The sequence below is a fragment of the Neoroseomonas terrae genome (assembly GCF_018129025.1).
Lineage (GTDB): Bacteria > Pseudomonadota > Alphaproteobacteria > Acetobacterales > Acetobacteraceae > Neoroseomonas > Neoroseomonas terrae.
Genome location: NZ_JAAEDI010000002.1, coordinates 1 through 20,630 on the forward strand (window position 1 = coordinate 1; position 20,630 = coordinate 20,630).

At 67.2% G+C, this 20,630-nt stretch carries 15 protein-coding genes; 5 read left to right on the forward strand and 10 right to left on the reverse strand.

Annotated elements, in window-relative coordinates; translation table 11 throughout:
• Positions 1-481 precede the first annotated feature (481 nt).
• Together ku (GXW78_RS01380) and ligD are read left to right on the forward strand one after the other, a co-directional pair.
• Complete coding sequence (ku, locus tag GXW78_RS01380; RefSeq protein WP_211865404.1) at positions 482-1,375, forward strand: non-homologous end joining protein Ku; 894 nt, start codon at positions 482-484, stop codon at positions 1,373-1,375.
• A gap of 2 nt (positions 1,376-1,377) precedes the next feature.
• Positions 1,378-3,942: a DNA ligase D gene (gene ligD / locus GXW78_RS01385; RefSeq protein ID WP_211865406.1), complete on the forward strand. Its 2,565-nt coding sequence runs from the start codon at positions 1,378-1,380 to the stop codon at positions 3,940-3,942.
• Here the strand turns inward: ligD and ku (GXW78_RS01390) are convergent.
• The 10 genes from ku (GXW78_RS01390) to GXW78_RS01435 all read right to left on the reverse strand — a co-directional run bounded on the left by ku (GXW78_RS01390) (position 3,939) and on the right by GXW78_RS01435 (position 15,261).
• Entirely contained in the window at positions 3,939-4,724 is a 786-nt protein-coding gene (ku, locus tag GXW78_RS01390) for a non-homologous end joining protein Ku (protein WP_211865408.1), read from the reverse strand. The genes ligD and ku (GXW78_RS01390) overlap by 4 nt on opposite strands.
• A gap of 455 nt (positions 4,725-5,179) precedes the next feature.
• The gene (locus tag GXW78_RS01395; RefSeq protein ID WP_211865411.1) at positions 5,180-6,052 is read right to left on the reverse strand and encodes a hypothetical protein; all 873 of its coding nucleotides are present in this window, start codon (positions 6,050-6,052) and stop codon (positions 5,180-5,182) included.
• Positions 6,053-6,094: 42 nt separating this feature from the next.
• Positions 6,095-7,210, reverse strand: a complete 1,116-nt coding sequence (locus GXW78_RS01400) for a linear amide C-N hydrolase (protein ID WP_211865413.1) — start codon at positions 7,208-7,210, stop codon at positions 6,095-6,097.
• A 24-nt stretch (positions 7,211-7,234) separates the two neighbouring features.
• Positions 7,235-8,641 (reverse strand): glutamate decarboxylase, encoded by a 1,407-nt coding sequence (locus GXW78_RS01405; RefSeq protein WP_338147658.1) that lies wholly within the window; start codon positions 8,639-8,641, stop codon positions 7,235-7,237.
• A gap of 94 nt (positions 8,642-8,735) precedes the next feature.
• A complete protein-coding gene (locus tag GXW78_RS01410) occupies positions 8,736-10,244 on the reverse strand; it encodes a TolC family protein (RefSeq protein ID WP_211865415.1) in 1,509 nt (502 codons plus the stop codon).
• Positions 10,245-10,249: 5 nt separating this feature from the next.
• The gene (locus GXW78_RS01415) at positions 10,250-12,127 is read right to left on the reverse strand and encodes an FUSC family protein (RefSeq protein ID WP_211865417.1); all 1,878 of its coding nucleotides are present in this window, start codon (positions 12,125-12,127) and stop codon (positions 10,250-10,252) included.
• A gap of 2 nt (positions 12,128-12,129) precedes the next feature.
• Positions 12,130-13,179: a multidrug transporter subunit MdtN gene (mdtN, locus tag GXW78_RS01420; protein ID WP_211865419.1), complete on the reverse strand. Its 1,050-nt coding sequence runs from the start codon at positions 13,177-13,179 to the stop codon at positions 12,130-12,132.
• A gap of 3 nt (positions 13,180-13,182) precedes the next feature.
• Positions 13,183-13,386 (reverse strand): YtcA family lipoprotein, encoded by a 204-nt coding sequence (locus tag GXW78_RS28405; protein WP_211865421.1) that lies wholly within the window; start codon positions 13,384-13,386, stop codon positions 13,183-13,185.
• Positions 13,387-14,163: 777 nt separating this feature from the next.
• Entirely contained in the window at positions 14,164-14,763 is a 600-nt protein-coding gene (locus GXW78_RS01430; protein ID WP_246521765.1) for a CBS domain-containing protein, read from the reverse strand.
• Between the two features lie 150 nt (positions 14,764-14,913).
• Complete coding sequence (locus GXW78_RS01435; protein ID WP_211865423.1) at positions 14,914-15,261, reverse strand: hypothetical protein; 348 nt, start codon at positions 15,259-15,261, stop codon at positions 14,914-14,916.
• 652 nt (positions 15,262-15,913) lie between these two features.
• Between GXW78_RS01435 and GXW78_RS01440 the strand changes: the two genes are divergently transcribed.
• The 3 genes from GXW78_RS01440 to GXW78_RS01450 all read left to right on the forward strand — a co-directional run bounded on the left by GXW78_RS01440 (position 15,914) and on the right by GXW78_RS01450 (position 20,532).
• Entirely contained in the window at positions 15,914-18,697 is a 2,784-nt protein-coding gene (locus GXW78_RS01440; RefSeq protein WP_211865426.1) for a PAS domain S-box protein, read from the forward strand.
• Positions 18,694-19,416, forward strand: coding sequence for a response regulator transcription factor (locus GXW78_RS01445; protein ID WP_211865427.1), 723 nt, complete (start codon positions 18,694-18,696; stop codon positions 19,414-19,416). Before GXW78_RS01440 ends, GXW78_RS01445 begins: the two co-directional genes overlap by 4 nt.
• A gap of 351 nt (positions 19,417-19,767) precedes the next feature.
• The gene (locus tag GXW78_RS01450) at positions 19,768-20,532 is read left to right on the forward strand and encodes a 3-ketoacyl-ACP reductase (RefSeq protein WP_211865428.1); all 765 of its coding nucleotides are present in this window, start codon (positions 19,768-19,770) and stop codon (positions 20,530-20,532) included.
• Positions 20,533-20,630: the final 98 nt, after the last annotated feature.

The following is a 20,630-nucleotide window of genomic DNA, read 5'->3' on the forward strand; positions in this document are numbered from 1 at the left end:
CGGCCCACGGCCCGGGGGTTTTGCACTTTGCGCGCACCTCCAACCAAAGCAGCAACGGCCAACACAACTCGCAGAATGCGGGCAAGATGGACCGCCAATCGCCTGCCAAACCACCATCGTCACTGTCGGGATATTTCCTTCATGCGAGGGTGCACTCCGGCAGCCGCTGCGCCTCAAACCCCGGCGCACCCTGCTAAGCGCTTTCGGCAGATCCTCACCGCGGACGGGATTCGTTCCGCGCCAGTTTTTCACCCCCTGCAGGAAGCGGAGGCATCGAGAACCCTCCTCGCAAAGCCCTGTCCCCGCAATCTTTCGGTGCTCCGCCCCGTGGCCGCCATCGCGCAGCACTTCCCGGCCAAACCATTTGATCTCTGCCTCGGCGGGCGTTGCTCCAACCGATGCTCGTGAAGCCAATGAAGCAGCGCAACCCACGGGCTGGGGGCGGCGTTGTCGTCTTTCAGCAGACCGTGCGGAGAATGACATGGCGATGCGCGCCATATGGAAGGGCTTCCTCAAGGTCAGCGAGGTTGCCTGCCCCGTCGCCCTCTACACCGCAGTATCGACGTCCGAACGTATCGTCTTCAACACAGTGAACCGCGAAACCGGTCACCCCGTCCGACGCATTTATGTTGATCAGGAAACGGGCGATCCGGTCGGCAAGGACGACCAGACTAAAGGGTACGAAGTCGGGCCTGACGAGTATGTCGTCGTCGAACCCGAGGAAATCATCGCCGCCGTTCCGCACAACGATAAGACGCTGTCCGTCGAGGGGTTCATTCCTTGCCAGCAGATCGACGACGTCTATTTCGACCGACCGTACTATCTCGCGCCGGCCGATCGCTATGCGCTTGATGCCTTCGCACTACTGCGGGACGGCATGAAGGCTGCCGGCGTCGCGGCACTCGCCCACGCGGTTCTCTTCCGCCGGGCGCGATCCGTCCTCATCCGCGCCTATGACGAGGGGCTCATCGCGACGACATTGAGCTACGATTACGAGGTCCGCTCGGCGCGGGACGCCTTCTCTGAGATCAGTTCAGCGAAGGCCAAGCCGGAGATGCTGGACCTTGCGAAGCATATCCTGGCGACGAAGGCAGGCGCCTTTGAACCGAAGGAGTTCGAGGACCGCTACGAAGCGGCGCTTGGCGAAGTTGTCAAAGCCAAGTTGGAGGGGAGGGAACTTCCCAAGGCGCGTCCCGCTAGGGGCGCCGAGGTGATCGACCTGATGACCGCGTTACGGCAAAGCGCGAAACTCGCAGAACCTACAGAACGCCCGCCGACACGGACGACGTCGAAGGGAGGTAAGGCCAAGAAGACGACTCCGGCCAAGGCATCCCGTGCGGCCGCCCAGCTAACTCGGCGACGCAAGGCCAGCTAGTCATGGCGCTAGAGGCCTACCGCCAGAAGCGCGACTTCGCCAAGACGAAGGAGCCTCGCGGCAAGGCAGCCACCCGCAAGGGAAGCAGCTTCGTCATCCAGAAGCACGATGCGACGCGGCTGCACTACGACTTCCGGCTCGAAATGGATGGCGTGCTGAAGAGCTGGGCCGTTACGAAGGGACCGAGCTTGGTCGCCGGCGAGAAGCGTCTGGCGGTACATGTCGAGGACCACCCGCTGGAATACGGCGAATTCGAGGGCACCATCCCGAAAGGTGAGTACGGCGGCGGGACCGTGATCGTCTGGGACCGCGGACAATGGACGCCGATCGGCGATGCCAAGCGGGCCTATGCCAAGGGACATCTCGAGTTCGAGCTTGAGGGCGCCAAGCTTTCCGGCCGCTGGCACCTCGTGAAGATGCGGGGCAAGCCCGGAGAGAAGCGCGAGAATTGGCTCCTGATCAAAGGCGAAGACGAGTCTGCCCGTCCGCCGGATGCGCCCGACATCCTCGAGGAGGCTCCGGTTTCAGTGAAGACCGGTCGCGGCATCACCGAGGTGGAGCACGAGCGCCCGGGTTGGTCGTCCAAGACCGGCAAGATATCCAAGTCCCGGCGCAAGGCGACCGCCGAAGGAAATGGCGCCGCCGCGCATACGATTGCTGCTTCCCCGAAGTCTGTACTCACCACGGCAGGCCCCGTGAAAGGAGGGACCAAGGCTTCCTTGCCTGCCTTCGTCGAGCCCGCGCTGGCGACGCTCGTGATGGCGCCGCCGTCCGGCGAGCGCTGGCTTCATGAGATCAAGTTCGATGGCTACCGCCTTCAGGTCAGGATCTCGGGCGGACGCGCCAAGCTCCTGACGAGGAGCGGCCTCGATTGGACCGGGAGGTTCGGTAAGGCCCTCGCGGCTAAGCTGGCAGCGCTTCCGGTCTCAACCGCGATCTTCGATGGCGAACTGGTGGTCGAGAACGGCTCGGGCAGCTCCGACTTTTCCTTGTTGCAGGCGGACCTTGCCGAACGACGCAGCGACCGGTTTGCGCTGTACCTCTTCGACCTGCTCTATCTCGATGGAATGGATCTTCGCGACGTCCCGCTGATCGATCGAAAAGCGCGGCTGAGGGACATCATTGCGGGGAGTGGCGGCGACAGCCTTCGCTTCAGCGAGCATTTCGATGAACCCGGCGATCTGGTGATGCGACATGCCTGCCGCCTGAGCCTCGAGGGCATCGTCTCGAAGGAGCGGAAGGCCCCGTATCGGTCAGGCCGAGGGAAAACGTGGACCAAGTCCAAATGCTCGGCCCGGCAGGAGTTCGTCATTGCCGGCTACGTCCCATCCACCATCTCCCGCCGCGCCATCGGTTCCCTGGTCCTCGGCGTTCACGAGAAGGGGGGGCTTCGCCATGTCGGCCGAGTCGGCACCGGTTTCACGGCCCGCGTTGCCGAGGACCTGTATCGCCGTCTCGACAAGATCCGTTCGTCGGAGAACCCTTTCGCTGATCGCCTCACCACCGATGAATTGCGTCAAGTGCGGTTCGTTGAGCCGAGCGTTGTGGCCGAGGTTGAATTCCGCGCCTGGACCGGCGACCGCCATCTGCGACATGCATCGTTCCGCGGCATTCGCGATGACAAGCCGGCAGCAGAGATCGTTCGCGAGGGTGCCGAAGATTCCCCGACGAGGCCTTCGACGATGACGAAGGTCAAGCTCACTCACCCGGATCGGATCTACTGGCCGCAGGAAGGCGTGACGAAAGAAGGGCTGGCCAACTACTATTCCGAGGTTTGGCGGTTTATCGCGCCTCACATCGTCGGACGTCCGCTCGCCCTGGTGCGATGTCCGACAGGAATCACCGGCGAGACCTTCTTCCAGAAGCATGCCTGGAAAGGGATCAACAGCAGCATCCGCCAATTTTCCGACCCGACGGCGCCTGACGAGGAGCCGTTCCTCGGCGTTGACGACATCGATGGGCTTATTGGCCTGGTGCAGAGCGCGACGTTGGAAATCCACCCCTGGGGATCGACTACTGCGGATTGGGAGCGGCCCGACCGAATCATCATGGACCTTGATCCGGGTGACGGGATCGAGTGGCCGGAGGTCATCGATGCGGCGTTAGAGGTTCGCCAGCGACTTGAGCAGAGCGGCTTGTCGGCTTTCCTGAAGACATCGGGCGGGAAGGGCCTTCACGTCGTATCACCGCTCACCCCCGACGCCGACTGGGCGGCAGTGAAGGCTTTTACCAAGGGTTTGGCAGACGTGATGGCGACCGACAAACCGGAGCGTTACGTCTCGACGATCACGAAATCCAAGCGCCGGGGGAAGATTCTCATCGACTACCTCCGCAATCAGCGCGGCGCGACAGCCGTTGCACCGTACTCGCCGAGGGCGAGGCCCGGGGCCGGTGTGTCGACACCGATTGACTGGGCCGAGTTGTCTCCGGAGATCGGCCCGGCGCACTTCACCGTGGAAAACATACCGAAGCGGTTGGCAGCACTAACGGCAGATCCCTGGGGTGATTTTCGAAAGGCCGCCGCTCCCTTGGAACCGCCGGCCGGGGCGCGCCGCAGGAAGCGCTAGGAGCGCGAACCCGCGAGGCTGCGACGCAGCGCGTCCATGATGTTTACGACGTTGCTTGCAGGTTCGGGTGCCTTCGGCGCGGCGCGCCTGGGGCGACCCTTCCGCTTCGAGGCAATGATGTCCAAGAGGCGCTCCTGCACCGGATCGCGGACCATGTCCGGATCCCAGTTCCCGGTTCGCTTCTGAATAAGCTGGCCGATGAGCTTCCGCAGGTCCGGCGTCGCATCGGTGTTGCTGTCGGGAAAGTACATACTGGGGTCGCGGACCTCATCGCCGAAGCGAAGGGTCCAGACGACCATGCCGGCATCGCGCGGCTTGACCAGCACAGCCCGCTCGCGCTGATAAAGGACGAGCTTCGCGATCCCCACCGTGCCCGTGGCCGACATGGCGTCGCGGATCACGCCGAAGGCCTCCTCGCCGACCGCGCCATCCGGCATCAGGTAATGCGGCTTGTCGTACCAGATCCATCCCACTTCGTCCGAGGGGACGAAGACGTCGATGTCGATGGTGCGCGTGGTCTCCAATTGAACCGCGTCGAGTTCCTCGTCCTCCAGCACAAGGTAGTCGTTTTCGCCTCGGGCGAAGCCCTTCGCTCCATCGTCGTCCTCGAGCGGGGCCGACGTAACGGCGTCGATGTACTGGGAACGGATGCGGTTGCCCGTCTTTCGGTTCAGCGTGTGGAAGCGAACACGCTCGGTCTCGCTGGTGGCCGGAATCATCGCTACCGGGCAGGATACCAGCGATAGCTTCAGGTAGCCCTTCCAGAATGGGCGTGGCGCCATGGAGCGGTCCTCGAGGAAGGCGAAAATACGCGCTGCCTTTCAACGGCGCAGCCAGAGCATTGTTTCGCTCCGCCGCAAGGCTTGGCGCTTTTTTCCGTCGGGCATGCGCACTGGCGGGGCCGCGGACCGACGGCCGCCGCTTGATCCCGCGGCGACAAGACACGGATCGCCGAGCGGCACCGGCAGGATACCTCGGCTGCTTGCGATCTATGATCAGGGATGCGTCGCTGCGCAGCGCCGCCGCGGCCAAACAGACGCGCTGAAATCCGGGCGTTCATGGACGAGCGACTGACCTACGGGTCCCGTCGCGTCGCGGTGCCGCTACCCATCCTTCGCCTCCATACCATGATGGCGGGACAGGCTGCGCGGGTCGCGGGGCTCCACTCTGACCCCCGCGCAGCCCGGGCGCGCGACGGCGTCACTCGGCGCGCCAGGGCGGATGGTCACCAGGTAGTTCAAACACCGGAAGGACGAGCTGACCCCGCGCTACTCTCTCTCATGGTGAGAACTGCGCCGACGAAGAAGCAGCTCGCGCCGACCAGCAACTGAACCATCGACGTTGGCACAATCCACGGCGCTTCGGGACTGCCCGGCACGAAGGCAGTGATCGCGGCGACCATGAATGCGACGCAGCCAATCAAGTTCACGAAGGCGATCTGCCAGGACAAGGGCTGCGGCCGCCAGCTCCAGTAGCGGTGGCCTGCCTCGATGAAAGCGAGATAGCCGGACAGGAGGAACAGCACCGAGCCAACTAGGTCGGGCATCCAGACCGCCACGTCCTGGATCAGCCATGCGCTTGGCGCGACCATGGCGTTGAAGGTGTTCATGTTGAACGCAATCGTGCCGATGAGCTGCGCGAAGGTGCTGAACCAGCCTGCACTCCGCGGATGCCAGCCGATCCAGGACAGGCGCCGGCGGCCCGGCCGATCGGGATCGAGTGTGAAGTCCCGCTCATTCGCGGCCTGGAAATGCTGCAGGTACGCGGCCGTGGTGAAGGGGATCGAGCCCAGGAAAAAGACGAGGTTGGTGCATGCAACCGATGGCTGCCATGGCCCCGCCGAGATCAGGCTCATCATGCTTCCAAGCATGAACAGGAAGGAACCGAGGGCGAAGATCGCCCCGATGCTCCAGTTGTAGCGCCGCCCCTGCCAGAAGGGCGGTACCGCCGCGTCCACTGCGCGCGTGGCGAGGTCGAGCCCCTTGCGGTGCTGCCTCGCCAGCCAGACGATGCGCCGCCCAGCCAGAGTGTAACTGCGGTGCGTGACGAAGGGCCACGGCCCCTCGGCCTGGATGTGGATGCCACTCGGATGGAGAAGGTCGGTCATCATGCGCCGGATGCGATCAAGCTAGCCGGTGGCATGGCGCGCGCCTCAGCCCCCGGCCCCGCCCTTCAGTGCTGCGGTGGCGTCCGTCGCAGCACCGGCGAACTTCCGCATCGGGATGACGGCCGGCACCTTGCTGCCTGCCAGCGCGCCAAGGTCGAAGCATGTATAGTTCAGGCTACGATAGTCGCGCACGAAGAACAGCTTACGATCGAGATCCGACAGGCTGGTCCAGCAGGTGAACTCGGTCGCATACGGCGTGGTGCCGCCGTCCGAGAGACCTTTGACTTCCAGGTGGCTGCCTTCCCCGTCCGGATAGTCGATGGTCACGCCGCGCGGCCGGTCGAAATTATTCATGACATGCGCGAGCGTCTGCACGGCCAGGTCCGGCGTCGCCGCCTTCTCGGTGAATTGCGCGTAAAACGCCGCGCGGACAAAGCGCCCGACGGAGGTGTTCGACGCGGGAAGCCCCGCCGTGGCGATGCCGGAATCGGGCTGAGCAGCCTTGTAGCTGCCGAAGGTTGCGCTTGGCTTATCGACGTTCGTCAGGAACGTGTAGTTGTCGAGGTTGGTGAGATGCCAATCGAAGCGCGGGCCGTTGGTCATGACGCCGACCGGATTGTCGTAGACCGTCATCGCGCCGTGGTCGAACTCGATCACAAGCGACGCACCGGTCGCGTCGTGCACGACGTAGTGGAAGGGCGATTCGACGCCGCCCAGTAACTGCAACGGCTGCAGCATCACCGGCTGCTCGGCGAGCGCCGCCTTCACCTCTGCGGCCGTTGAGAACTGCCCAAGAGCCCAAGCGCCGAGGTCGGAGGCTGCGAGGACGGCCTGGGTCGCTGCGACGGACGCCTGCTTTCCCGCCGCCGCCGGATAGGACAACAGGCTGAAGGTCATCCCTCGATCGTTCAGCCCTTCCAGGACCTTCAGATCAGCGAGGGCCAACGGCGCCTCGGCCGTCGGCACCCGGGCCGGCATCGCGATAGCGACCATGCCGTACCGGGCGGTGAAGGTGGTCGCCGGATGGCCCGGCATGGCGGACACCGTCTCGAAGCCGGCCGGCAGGTGCAGCAACTCATACGGAAGGTCGACGGTCAGTTCGAGCGTCCGGCCGAAATACGCCTTGCCGGCCGCGTCCTTGTACCCGAGTGATGTGCACATCGTCGTTTGTTCCTCTGTGCCGGATCAGGTGTGGGCGAAGCCGCTGGCCTCGTCCGGGGCCAGGGGGCGGGCCACGGGATGCGCTTCGAAGAAGGCAAGCGCCCGCTTCATGTCCTCCAGCAGCAGGCCTGCCAGGTCGCGGGTCACGCCATGCCGGACCAGGATGCGCTGGATCACCAGATCCGTCCGGTTGGCGGGCATGGAGTAGGCCGGCACCTGCCAGCCGCGGCTGCGCAGCCGGTCGGCAAGGTCGTAGAGCGTGTAGCCGCGCGTATCGAAGCCGTCCTTGACCTTCCAGCACAGCGCCGGGATGCCGGCCTGGCTGTCGCCGTCGAACAGGATCTCGAAGGGCCCGAGCGCCGCGATCTCCCGCGCCAGGTACTGCGCCGTCGTGTAGCAGGCGTCGTGGACCTTCGCGTAGCCTTCACGGCCGAGGCGCAGGAAATTGTAGTACTGCGCGATCACCTGCCCGCCGGGGCGGGAGAAGTTCAGCGCGAAGGTCGGCATGTCGCCGCCCAGGTAGTTCACGTTGAACACCAGCTCCTGCGGCAGGTCCGCTGCCTCCCGCCAGATCACCCAGCCCACGCCGAGCGGCGCGAGGCCGAATTTGTGGCCCGAGGTGTTGATCGACTTCACCCGCGGTAGGCGGAAATCCCAGGGCAGATCGGGCGCGCAGAACGGGGCAAGGAAGCCGCCGCTCGCGCCGTCCACATGGATGGGGATGTCGAGGCCGGTCTCGGCCTGCAGCGCGTCGAGGGCGTCGCTGACGGCCTGCACCGGCTCATACTGGCAGGTGAAGGTCACGCCGAGGGTGGGCACGACGCCGATCGTGTTCTCGTCGACGCGCTTCAGCACCTCCTCGACATTCATGATCAGGCGATCGCCTTCGAGCGGGATCTCGCGCAGTTCGACATCGAAGTAGCGGGCGAATTTGTGCCAGCAGATCTGCACGGGGCCGCAGATCAGGTTGGGCCTGTCCGTCGGCTTGCCGGCGGCGGCGCGTGCCTTGCGCCAGCGCCACTTCAGCGCCAGACCGCCGAGCATCGCCGCTTCCGACGACCCGACCGTCGAGCAGCCGAGCGTGCCCGCCGGGTCCGGCGAGCGCCACAGATCGGCGAGCATCGCGACGCAGCGCGCCTCGATCTCCGCGGTCTGCGGGTACTCGTCCTTGTCGATCATGTTCTTGTCGATCGACAGGTTCATCAGGTCGTGGACCTCGTCATCCACCCAGGTCTGGCAGAAGGTCGCGAGGTTCTGGCGCGAATTGCCGTCGAGCATCAGCTCATCGCGAACGGCCGCGAAAACATGGCGGGGATTGCGCGCCTGCGCGGGAAACGCCGACTTCGGCAGCGCGGCGGCGAGGTCGACCGCCGCATAGACGTCGTCCAACGCGCCGTCGCGCGGCTGCGCGGTGGAGGAATCCGATGTCACACCCAGTTCTCCCGATGATGCCGCGACGCGCCGCGCCGCATGGCTGCTTCCTGCGCGATGTCGCGATCGGCGCCAATGACATAGCGCAAGCCTTTCACGGCGCCACCTCGCGCGAGGTCAAGGCGCCGACCACGAAGGCGAGGTTTGCCGCGCCGATCAGCGAGGCGGCATGGGCCTCGGCCTCGGCCTGCCGGGCATCCAGCAGGCCGCTGTCGGCGGCGGTCGCCGCGGTCACGGTGCCGACCCCATTGTTGTAGGCCGCGAGCGCCGCGGCGTAGGTCGTCGAGGCCGCCGCGGCGAGTGCACTGGCCGCCCTGTGGGATTCGAGCGCCGTGCGCAGGGCGTTGCTTGCCGCCACGATCTCGCCGACGGCGGCGTTCTGCGTGCGCTCCAGGTTGTTCCGGGCGGCGGCTGCCTGTGCCTCGGCCTGTCGCAGCCGTGCCGCGCGCAGCCCGGAATCGTAGAGCGGCACGGTCGCGCCGAACAGCACGCCGGACCCGGTTGCCTGCTGCCCAATGGTCGGCAGGCCGCCGACACTGAAGTTGCTCTGGCCCGACGCCAGCGCGCCGGCGACGAAGACCTGGGGCAGGAACTCGGCACGCGCGGCGGTCACGCCCGCCTGGCCGGCCTGCACGGCCTGGTAGCTCACCAGCACGTCCGGTCGGCGCGCCAGCGCCAGCCTGACCATGGGATCGAGCGGCGTGTCCGGCGCGTCCGGCAGGCGGCGATGGCCGCCTTCGTCGATCCGCAGCCGCAGCAGCGGGTTGACCCCGAGCGCGACGATCAGCGCCTGATAGGCATCGCGTTCCTGGCCATCGGCCTGCACGCGCCGCAATTCCGATTGCGCCACCTGCTGGCGCGCCTGCGCCACCTCCACGGATGTTGCGAGGCCCCGGGACAGTCTCGCCTCGGTGGCGGCACGGATGGCCGTGCTGTTGCGCAGCGTGTCCCGCGCGATGCGGGCCCGCGCGACGGATGCGCCATAGGCGTAGTAGGCCCGCGTTACGTCGAAGATCAGCTTCTGATGCTCGCCGTTGAACAGGATGTTCGCGGCGACGGCGCCGTGCCGGGCCGCTTCGGCCACCGCCGCGCGCCGGCCGAAGTCGAAGAGCAGCCATTGCAGGGCGATGGAGGGCGAAACGCCGTCCACCGTCGTGTCGAAATAGCGCTGGGTGCCGATCGGCACGGGCAAGGGCGTCGAGATGGTTTGCCGCCCGCCGATGACGTTGGCGGTGATCACGGGCAGGAAGGTCGCCTCGACCATGCCGACGGCGAGGGCGGCCTCACGCGCGCGCAGCCACGCGACACGCGTCGCGGGGTTGTTGCGCTGCGCGAGGTCGATCAGTTCCGGCAGCCGGTAGACGCGGTCGGTATCGACATCCGGCGTCTGCGGCAGCACCGCGAGGGCCGGGTTGGGTGGCACGCGGAAATCGCGCGGGGCATCCGCCGGCGGTGGTGCCGCTTCACTCTGGATGCTCCAGACCCGATCCTCGTTCCCGGTCGGGCGCCAGGGAGCGTCGGCGCCGGGCGAGGTCATGTTGGCGGCGTTGGGGGCGCAGGCGGCGGCCAGGCAGGCGACCAGCACGCGAAGGACGGACCGCATGCCCATCAGCCCGGAAGCAGGCGTCGCAGCCGGTCGAGCCGGCGATGCAGCGCTTCCGCCGCGATGTCCCGCTGCTGCTGCCGCGCTTCGCCCGCGTGCCGGCCGCCGATGCGCGCGGCCAGGCCGTCGATGCGCGTCGCGGCGTCCCGCAGCGGGGCGCGGCTGACATAGATCTCCCGCGCGAGAACGGCGATCTCCGCGGACACGGCGCGCAACGCCGCCTGCGTCGCGGCCGGCGTGCGGATTGCGGTGGGCTCATAGGGCATGAGGTCGAGCAGGTCCTCCGCCTTGCCGGCCTCGAGGCACGCCAGCGCGGCATCGGGCACGCCGCCGGCGCGGCGTTCCGGCGCCAGTGCGGCAAGCCGCGCCAGGGCGGCGAGCGCCACCTGGAGATGCGCGCGCGCCGCGCCCTCGACGGATACCGGCCAGATGCGCGTGAAGATGAGATAGACGACGAGGTTGCCGAGCAGGATGCCGACGATGCGGTCCCATCCGGAATCCAGGCTGGTGCCGGGGCCGAAGCCCTGCAGCAGGGTCAGCAGGAAGGCGAGCGCAATCTGCACGCCGCCATAGGCGATGCGCTCATTGCCGGTCGAAACCCAGGCGCCGACCAGCACGCCGGCGAAGACCAGGGCCATGAGCCCACCGATGGTCTCGAGCTGCGGCACCACGAACAGCACGGCGGCCATGCCCATCGCCGCGCCGATCAGGCAACCGAGGATGCGGAGGCCGAGCTTGTGGACCGTCTCCCCCGTCGTGCCGAGCGCGGCGACGTAGCAGGTGATCATCGCCGTATGGATGCCCTGCCAGTCGAGCCCGGCATAGATCACGTAGCAGATGACCGCGGCCGCGGTCGTCTTCAGCGCGAACCGCTGATAGTCGGAGTTCGACAAGGCGTCGGACGCGAAGAATGGTGGTTTCGGCGCGGGCACCGTCTCGCCCTCCGCCGCGCCGGCAAGGATGCCGAGCGCGGCCAGGATCTCGCGCTCGGCCGTGCCGGCCTCGTCCGGTGCCGATGCGGGCAATGGCGGCGTCTGCCCCATATCGATTGCGCCGATGGCCGCGTGGATTGCTGCCACGAGCCTGTCGCGGCACGGTGCGGCAAGATCGTCCGGCAGCGCGGCAGCCGCCAGCATCAGGCGGTACCCGGCGCGGACATCGCGGGTGATCTGCGCGGCCGCAGGCTTGCCGACCAGGGCGAGCATCGACACGAAGCTCGCCTGCTGCGCCAGCGCTGCCTGGTCGGCGCGCAGCATGATGCCGAGCGGCTCGTCCCGGCCTGGCGCACCGCTGGCGATGGCCTTGGCAGCGGTGGCGAGCCGCTGACGCAACGTCTCGCGGAGCAGCCGCACCGGTGAGAGGCCGAGGAGCAGGTTGAACACCGCCATCAGCGCCATCGGCATGGCCGCGAGGTACCACGCGTAGCGAAGCGCGTAGCTGACCGCATCGCCGGCCGGCGCCATGCTGACGAGAGTGAGGACGAAGGCGATGACCAGCGCGATGACCCCGCCGATCTCGCCGAGCTGGCTCGCCGCACCGATGAACAGGAAGGCGAAGGACACCGCAGCGATCGCCAGCATCCGCAACCCAGGGGATTCGATCGTCGCGCCGATCAGCGGCACGACGCAGATCACGACGATGGTCACGAGCACGATGAGCCCGAGTGCAGTGCCGATGTTCTGCACCGAATCAGGCTTCATCAGGAAGATGATCAGGTAGCAGCTGATGGCAGCCTCAGGGATCTCGTAGAGCATCGAAGCGGCCGCGACGAGCGCGCACAGTAGCGCAATACGCCAGGTGAGCGCGGCGCGGCCGGGGAAGGGCAGGAGGTCCGCCCGTGCCTGCGCCAGGATCGACCGGGGTCGGCCATCGACCGCGCGCATCGTCAGCAGCGCTCACCGCGGTCTACGATCGCCACGGCCGAGGCGCCGACGCGCATCAGCTCCTCCGGCGGGTCGATCAGGCGGATCCGAACCGGGAAGCGCTGCACGATCCGCACCCAGTTCAGCGACTTCGGTACATAGGGGAGGCTTCGTGGCAGGTTCACGACGTCCTCCGACATGATGCCCCAGCCGATGCCCGTGACGGTCCCACCGATGATCACGTTCCGATTGGCCAACGCATACACCCGGGCGCAATCGCCAACCGCGATCGAGTGCAGTTCGGTCTCGCGGAAGGACGCGCTGGCGTACCAGACTCCCGTGTCGATCAGTGTGAACACGGACTGGCCCGGCGCCACCATCTCCCCCGTTGCGACCGTAAGGCCGACGACGCGGCCGTCATGCGGCGCGCGGATCTCGGTATTCGCGAGGCTGCGCTCGGCGATCGCGAGTGCCGCGCGTCGTGCAGCGACAAGTGCCTCGGAGGCATCGAGCGTGCTGACGAGGATCGACGCCGCCTCGGATTGACGCAGCGCCTGGTTGAGGGTGGTACGCGCGTCGTCCCGGGCGGTGCGCGCGTCATCGACCTGCTGTGCCGTCACATACCCGGGTCGCAGCAGGGGGGAGAGGCGGGCGAGCGTCTGCTCCGCCAGGGCGAGGTTGGTGCGCGCGCGGACGACCTGCTCCGTTGCGATGGCGGCATTCGACTGCTCGGCGCTGATGGTTCGTCGCTGTCCATCGCGCGCGGCCTCGGCGATCGCGAGGTCGGCGCGCGCCTGTTGCACAACGAGCCTAAATGGTTCCGGATCGATCGAGAACAGCAGTTCGCCGCGGCCGACCTTCTGGTTCTCTGTCACAGCAAGTGTGACGATCCGCCCCGGAACGCTCGACGCGATATGAACGACGCTGGCGGTAAGCACCGCGTCCTCGGACAGCGGATGCTCGGCCGCCTGTTGAAGATAGAGCCAGCCCAACAGGATCGCGCCTGCGACGATCGCCGCCGCGATGAGGGCGCCACGAAGGCTTCGGCGGCGAACATAGGCGGAAGGCGCCACGCCTCAGCGTCCGAAGACGGTAAGAGCGAGTGCAAACCCGACGATGGCGGCGACGCAGATGTAGGTCAGCAGGCGCCATGGAAGCAGCTCGTCCACGCCGAGCCGAACAAACGCTACCCGAACGACAGCGGCGCCCAGCACGCCGGCCCCGGTGCAGATCAGCCAAGCGGGGAAGTAGGCGCCGAACAGCGGTATCGAGGGACTCACGGATCGCACTTGGCGACAAGATCCATCACGAGGCGCGGGATCGATGCTGTGGATGAGGGTCTCATACGAGGCCGGCGCTGCGCTCGCCGCCACCTGTCTCGACCCGCCTTTCGCATGTGCTCTTTTACCCCCGACGACCCGACCCGCCGGTCCGGAGCATCTCGACGCCGGGTGGTCGTGCAAGCAACGCATCGCCAGAATAATCTGCTCCACCGAGACCGACCATAGGCTTTCGCGGCTATCCGGCGCTGGGCGATGCGTCGCGCCTTTTGGCAGCCCGCCTCCACCGCCTCCAAGTGCCTGGTCGATACTCTCGGGCCACCTGCGACTCATGATTGGCGTCTGTGCCGCGGTCGACCTGATCGCCCCAATCGGGCGCCCCCGCGGGGTATGATCGCCGACACGACGTGGGCAGCCCGGCTTCCGGCGAGCGACCTTGGATGGGCCGCCGCTCGATGTCGCCGCATCAGGTGCTGGCTCGGTCGCTATTCTTGAAATGAGATCGCGCGTGGCGCCTGGGAGCCTTCGCCGCAGCCGACAGGCTGCTTCTTGGCGCCCATGTCCCGGAACCGGAGGCCGGGCACATCCGGGAGGTGCATCTTCTCGCCGCGTGGCTGCGACCACGCGTGCCGCAGCGCACCGAGCGACGCCAAACTCTGGCCTGAACCCGGAAAAAGGGCAGGGTGCGGTCGCGATGGGGGCTCTCCGACCGCGCCCTGCCAGTCGCGCAGCGGCGATTATTCGCGCCGCTGCGCAATCATACCCGCGGGCTGCCTGCTACTCAGCGGCCGCGGGGCCGGTCTGCATGCTGTCGCGGGGGGCGTTGGCCGCCCGCCTGCCGCGGCCTCGCGCCCCGATGTCACGGAGCGACACGGTGCCGACCAGTCGCTTCTCGCGATTCACCACCGGCAGGCGGCGGACCTGCCGCTCGGCCATGTTCGCCGCAACGTGCTCGAGATCCTCGTCCTCGAAGACGTAGAGCTGCTCCGGCGTCATGAGCTCACGCACCTTGGTGCACGCCAGATCCTTGCCCTGCGCGACGCCGCGCACGGCCAGGACGCGCTCGGTCACAGTGCCGACCAGCCGGTCGCCCTCGCCGACGGGCACGACGCCACTGTCCTCCTCGTCCATGAGGCGTGCGACCTGCTGCACCGTGTCCTCCGGACTGGCGAGCCGCACATTCCTGCTCATGACGTCGGCCACCACCCTCGGGCCGCTACTGCGCCTCATCGCGAACTGCGCCTCAAATGCCTTCAGCGCTTCCTCCGCGTTCCGCCTCGCCGCCTCCAGGACGTTGGCGCCGCTCTCCATCAGCGCATCGAGGTACTCGCGCAGGTAGCGGTGCTGCTCCGATACCATGGCGATGGGCTGGGCCATGCGAAGCAGGTCCTGCGTAACGCGCCGGTTGTGGCTGGGTTTGCTCTGCCATGTGGATCACACCTCTGCTTGGCTGGGAACTGGGGACGAGACGGCATGTCGCCGCCACGCCACTTCTTCTGTGGATTTGGCAGGTTGCCGGTGGCGAGGTCATCCGCCCTGGCCGCTGACCGGTCCGCGCTCAACCTCGATCGCGAGTTGCACACGCCCGCGGCGGAAGGCCGGTACCAGGGCGGTCACCCGCGCTGTCACGCAGGCGCCCTTCTCCAGCAGGCCGGCGACCGCCCAGGCGTCGTCCGGCGGCAGGTAGCCGACCGCACGGCCGTTCGGTCCGCGGACCTCGACCAAGCGGCGCCACCCTGCGGCAGCGGCACCGCGCGCCGAAGGCATGCCGAGACCCAGGCGGAGGCGGGCGCCGACCTGCAGCGAAATCAGCGCCGCCGGATCCCTGGCCAATTCGCCGAGGCCGAGAAGATAGCTTGTTTCAGCAATACTCATGCTGGTCTCCTCGCCACACCCGGCGGCGCCGGGGGCGGGCTGACCACCCGCCGTCCAGCGCTGCCGCATGTCGTTCCAGGGCTGGTCTTCAATGCCGCGGCCGGGGTGCGGGGCCGGGGAGACATTCCCCGATACCTTCGGCGCGACCGCGCTCGCCGCCCTGGCCAGGTGCCCAGTGCTAATTCTCAACGGGATGCCCTCCCATGTCCGCGATCTGCGAAAGAATGCTTGCAGTCGTCATCACTCCGGCCGATGGGCGCGCACCCGTTCTCCCGTGAGATCTGTGCCCTCGTCACAACCAAAGCGAGCAGCACACTGCCTCGGACGAACGTTTCTGGGCATTCCGGAAAAATACTTACAAACGACGACGTGAGCCCGCCGACCGAGCAACCTTGCAAAAGTCATGGGCCGCGCTGACGCGCGCAGGTGTGGGCGCATGACCCGGTTGGTTTTGATGTCGTCATGCTTCGCCGCGGTGTACAGTGGCTCCGCGGTTCTGCTGGGTTGCATGTTCCCAGATGGGCCATACGCAACGGCTTCCGGTTTGCGGGCGTGGATGTGAGCTCGGGGAGCAAACATCGTGCGTGGGGCTGCGGAAGACCTTCGGGACGCAGACACTGGCCGGCGCGTCGCGGCGCTACGGACAGCGGGTTTGCTCGATGCTCCGCCTGAGGAGCGGTTCGACCGCCTGACCCGGCTCGTGCAGGGGCTGCTTCGCGTGCCGGTGGCGCTGCTGACGCTTCTCGATGTCGATAGGCAGTTCTTTCTCAGCGCACTGGGGCTGCCGGAACCCTGGGCCAGCCTACGCGAAACGCCACTGACGCACTCCTTCTGCCGCTCGGTGGTGGCAACGGGACTGCCGCTCTCCGTGGCCGATGTACGCAAGGATCCTCGCCTGCGCGACAACCCCGCCATCGAGGATCTCGGCGTCGTCGCCTACCTCGCCGAACCTCTTGCGCTACCGGACGGCTGCGTGATCGGCGCGCTCTGCGCGATAGACCGCGAGGCACGTGCCTGGACTGTCGAGGAGCGGCGGGCGCTGGCCGACCTGGCGGGCGCCGTCATGGCCGAGATCATGGCTGAGCTACGGCTCCGGGAACTGGAGGCTGCGAGCGCTACGCTGCGGGACAGCGAGGCGCGTTACAACGCGCTGCTCGATGTCTCGCCGCAAATCGTATGGTTCAGCGATGCCGAGGGACACTGCACCTACGTCAACCGGCACTACGCCGAATTCGTCGGCATACCGGCGGAGCAGATGACCGGCGGAGGCTGGAGCTCGGCTGTGCACCCGGCGGACCGCGACGCCGTGGTCAAGTCGTGGCATGCCGCGGCGTCGGGCGGGAAGGCGTACCAGGCCGAGGTTCGCATGCGCCGGGCTTCCGATGGCGCCTATCGCTGGATCCTTTTCAGGGCCGCCCCGCTGTGCGCCGCCAGTGGAGACGGTGAACACTGGATCGGGGTCGGCATCGATATCGACGACAACAAGCGCGCGACGGAGACGCTGCAAAGGCTGATCGCGGCGCTGGGTGTTGCAGTTTACACCACCGACGCCGCAGGGCGGATCACCTACTACAACGAGGCTGCGGTCGCGATTTGGGGCTGGCGTCCGCCTCTGGCGGACGCCCGCTGGGTTGAATCCTGGCGAATTTTCTGGCCGGACGGCACGCCGATGCCGCACGAGGAATCCCCGATGGCGGTGGCGTTGCGGGAGAATCGGCCAATCCACGGGCAGGAGGTCGTGGCCGTGCGGCCGGACGGCAGCCGCGTCCCGTTCAACGCTTATCCCACGCCGCTGCGCGACAAGAGCGGCGTGCCCATCGGTGCCGTGAACGCGCTGGTGGACACCACCAGGCGCAAGGACGCCGAGGCGGCGCTGGTCCAGAGCGAAAAGCGGCTGCGCCTCGCGCTGGAGGCGGGCCAACTCGCCTTCTGGGAGTTCGACCTCGCTACGCGCCGCACGATACACGGAGAACTCCAGGATCGGATTTTCGGCTACGAGGCCCCTCCGCCCGACTGGTCTTTTGAGAAATTCATAGCTCACGTGGTGCCGGAGGACCGCGAAACGGTCGAGCGCCGCTATCGGGAAATGGCCTCAGGCCGCCTCAACTGGCCGACGGAATGCCGCATCCGGCGCGCGGGCGACGGCGAGGTGCGTTGGATCGAGGTGTACGGCCAAGCCGTTTACGGCCCGGACGGGCTGGTGACGCGTCTGTTCGGCGTGCTGCACGATATCACCGACCGCAAGCGCACAGAGGCGGCACTTCGCGAAAGTGAGGCGCGACTGCGCTCAATCCTCGAAACCGTCCCGGACGCGATGATCGTCTTCGACGAGAATGGCATCATCGAATCCTTCAGCGCCGCCGCCGAATCTTTGTTCGGTCATTCGGCGAAGGAGGCGATCGGCAAGGACCTCGCCATGCTGTTGCCTGGCCAGGATGGTGATCGGAACGACATCGTCCTCGCCGGCTACGACTCTCGGGGTGAGCGGAGGGCGATCGGAACCGGCCGTGTGGCTGTCGGCCGGCGAAAGGATGGCTCCACCTTCGACATCGAGATCGCCGTCGGCGAGGCGCGCGCCGATGGGCGCCGGCTGTTCACGGGCTTCCTACGCGACCTCACGGAGCGGCAGGCGGCGGAGGTGCGGCTGCAGGAGCTGCAGGCTCAGCTGTTGCACGTCTCGCGCCTCAGCGCGGCCGGGGAAATGGCCACGGCCTTTGCCCACGAACTGAACCAGCCGCTGACTGCGATCACGAGCGCCATTCAGGCGGCCCAGCGCATGCTGGCCGCCGCTCCGCCCGTCGATCCGCGGGCCCCGGTCGGCGAGGTCCGGGATGCGATGGACCTCGCCGCCGAGCAGGCGCTGCGGGCAGGGCAGATCGTCCGGCGCATCCGCAACTTCGTCGCGGCGGATGGCGACAGTGACAAGCGGGTCGAGGATTTGTGTGGGCTGATCGAGGAGGCCGGGTCCTTAGGCCTCGTGGGCGCGCGGGAGCGCGGCGTGCACGTTTCGGTCCGCTTCGAACCAGGGCTGCGGCCGGTACTGGTCGACAGAATCCAGATCCAGCAGGTGTTGCTCAACCTGATCCGCAACGCGCTCGAGGCGATGACGTGGGACGGTGATCGCGAAACGCCGGGTCGCCGGCGCGAGCTCGCCGTTACGGCCTGCTCCGCCGGCCGCGACATGGTCGAGGTAGCCGTGTCTGACACGGGTCCCGGCCTCGCGCCCGAAGTGGCGGACCGTCTCTTCAGTTCCTTCGTGTCCACGAAGCCGGGAGGCATGGGTATGGGCCTGTCCATCTGCCGCTCGATCATCGGGGCGCATGGCGGCCGGCTGTGGGTCGAGGGCAATCCTTCCGGCGGCGTGACCTTCCGCTTTACCCTGCCTGCGGCACCGCCGGAGGAGGCAGCCTTGTGGGAGAGTCCGATGGAGACATGACCAAGTCTCGCGATCCAGACAGCGATGTTGTGCGCACGGTGCATGTGATTGACGACGACGACGCCGTACGCAGGGCCATTGCCATGCTCCTTAGGTCGGCCGGCATCTCGGCCGAGACTCACGCTTCGGGCCAAGCCTTCCTGGAGGTGCTCCCCGCCCTCGGCGCGGATGGTGCCGCATGCGTCCTGACGGACATGCGCATGCCAGGTCTGGATGGGATGGAACTGCTGCGCCGCCTGCAGGAACGAAGCTTCCGCCGGCCCGTGGTCGTGATGACTGCCCATGGCGACATCCCGACGGCGGTGCGGGCCATGAAGGCGGGCGCGGCCGATTTCGTCGAGAAGCCGTTCAATGACGCCGCGCTGCTGGCGACCATTGGTGCGGCGCTCGCCGGCCCGACACCGTCCGGGCCGCCCGAGCTCGCAGACGGCGTACGGACGCCAGGCCGCCATGCCGATTCACATCCTGACGCCGCAGAGGCTGCCGCGCGGATTGCTGCGCTCTCACCACGCGAGCGGGAGGTGCTGAACCTGCTGATGGCAGGGAAGGCGAACAAGACGATTGCCCGGGAACTCAGCCTCAGTCCGCGCACCGTCGAAGTGCATCGGGCGCGGCTGATGGCGCGGCTGGGGACGGAGAGCCTGGCCGAGGCCGTGCGGCTTGCGGTGAGGGCCGAGTTCGCGTCACGGCCAGATAGCGACGAGGGTCAGGCACCTTGACCACACGACGGCTCCATTCGCTCACTTCGATCGGCTTCTCGCGCGACAAGCGCACAACCCGCGATTCGCAGCTGGCGCGACGATCAGAGTTGTCTGGACGCGATCCTGCTGACTGCCGGCAACGCCGTCGCGCCGATCGCCCACGGGGCTGCCGCCCGGCGAGCCGGCGGCGACAACGCTGCAATGCCCGCCATGCTGCACCGCACACCTACCCCGTTGACCTGAGATGGTTGAGCAGAGTGTCATGTCTTCGCTCAGTTCGGGGCAACGTCCAGGAAACGACGCCGGTCAACGGTGACAGGCCCGCTCCGCCGCAAGGCGGGGCGGGCCTTCGTGTAGAAGGGGGAAGGTATGAAGCCAGCCGCACTCGTCACCGGCGCGCGGCGCGGGATCGGGCGGGCCAGTTGCGTGGCCCTCGCGCGCAAGGGCTTCGACATCGCGGGTGCCGACATTTCTCCCGAGGGCGCCGAGGAGACCCGGACTGCGGTCGAGGCCGCCGGCGGCCGCTTCACCTTCCACCTCTCCGATGTCGGCGACGTTGCTGCCCATGCGGCGCTGGTCGGTGCGGCCTGGGAGGCTCACGGGGGACTCGAATGCCTCGCGAACGTCGCGGGAGTGCAGGTGCAAACCCGACAGGACATGCTGGAGACGACGCCGGACTCGTGGGACCGGCTGCTCGGCGTCAATGCGCGTGGCGTCTTTTTCCTCAGCCAGACGGTGGCGAAGCGGATGCTTGCGGCCGGCGCACCGATGCGCGGGCACCGCTCGCTGGTGTTCATCTCCTCCGTGAATGCCGTGATGGCGTCGCTGAACCGCGCCGAATACTGCGTCTCCAAGGCGGGCGTGACGATGATCGCCAAGCTGTTCGCGATGCGCCTCGCGTCTCATGGAATCAACACATACGACATCCAGCCCGGCGTGATCCGAACCGAGATGACCCGCGGCGTGTGGGACAAGTATGACGAACAGATCGAAGCTGGTCTGGCCCCGATCCGTCGCTGGGGGGAGGCCGAGGATATCGGCGGCGCAGTCGCGACGTTGGCGGCGGGGTCAATGCCGTACTCGACAGGCCATTCGTTCCCGATCGACGGTGGGATGCTGATGCCTCGGTTCTGAGATCCGGGCTACACAGCGCAGCTGGCAGCTCGGGCCAGGCACCAAAGACCCTTCGACCTTTGGTGGTGCGGGGTCCGGGGAGCAAAGCCCCCCGTTCC

Coding starts and splice junctions, on each gene's coding strand:
- GXW78_RS01410 (WP_211865415.1), bottom strand. CDS start 10,244: ATGCGGTCCGTCCTTCGCGTGCTGGTCGCCTGCCTGGCCGCCGCCTGC.
- GXW78_RS01450 (WP_211865428.1), top strand. CDS start 19,768: ATGAAGCCAGCCGCACTCGTCACCGGCGCGCGGCGCGGGATCGGGCGG.
- GXW78_RS01430 (WP_246521765.1), bottom strand. CDS start 14,763: ATGGCCCAGCCCATCGCCATGGTATCGGAGCAGCACCGCTACCTGCGC.
- GXW78_RS01445 (WP_211865427.1), top strand. CDS start 18,694: ATGACCAAGTCTCGCGATCCAGACAGCGATGTTGTGCGCACGGTGCAT.
- ligD (WP_211865406.1), top strand. CDS start 1,378: ATGGCGCTAGAGGCCTACCGCCAGAAGCGCGACTTCGCCAAGACGAAG.
- GXW78_RS01400 (WP_211865413.1), bottom strand. CDS start 7,210: ATGTGCACATCACTCGGGTACAAGGACGCGGCCGGCAAGGCGTATTTC.
- ku (WP_211865408.1), bottom strand. CDS start 4,724: ATGGCGCCACGCCCATTCTGGAAGGGCTACCTGAAGCTATCGCTGGTA.
- GXW78_RS01415 (WP_211865417.1), bottom strand. CDS start 12,127: ATGCGCGCGGTCGATGGCCGACCCCGGTCGATCCTGGCGCAGGCACGG.
- GXW78_RS01395 (WP_211865411.1), bottom strand. CDS start 6,052: ATGATGACCGACCTTCTCCATCCGAGTGGCATCCACATCCAGGCCGAG.
- ku (WP_211865404.1), top strand. CDS start 482: ATGGCGATGCGCGCCATATGGAAGGGCTTCCTCAAGGTCAGCGAGGTT.
- GXW78_RS01435 (WP_211865423.1), bottom strand. CDS start 15,261: ATGAGTATTGCTGAAACAAGCTATCTTCTCGGCCTCGGCGAATTGGCC.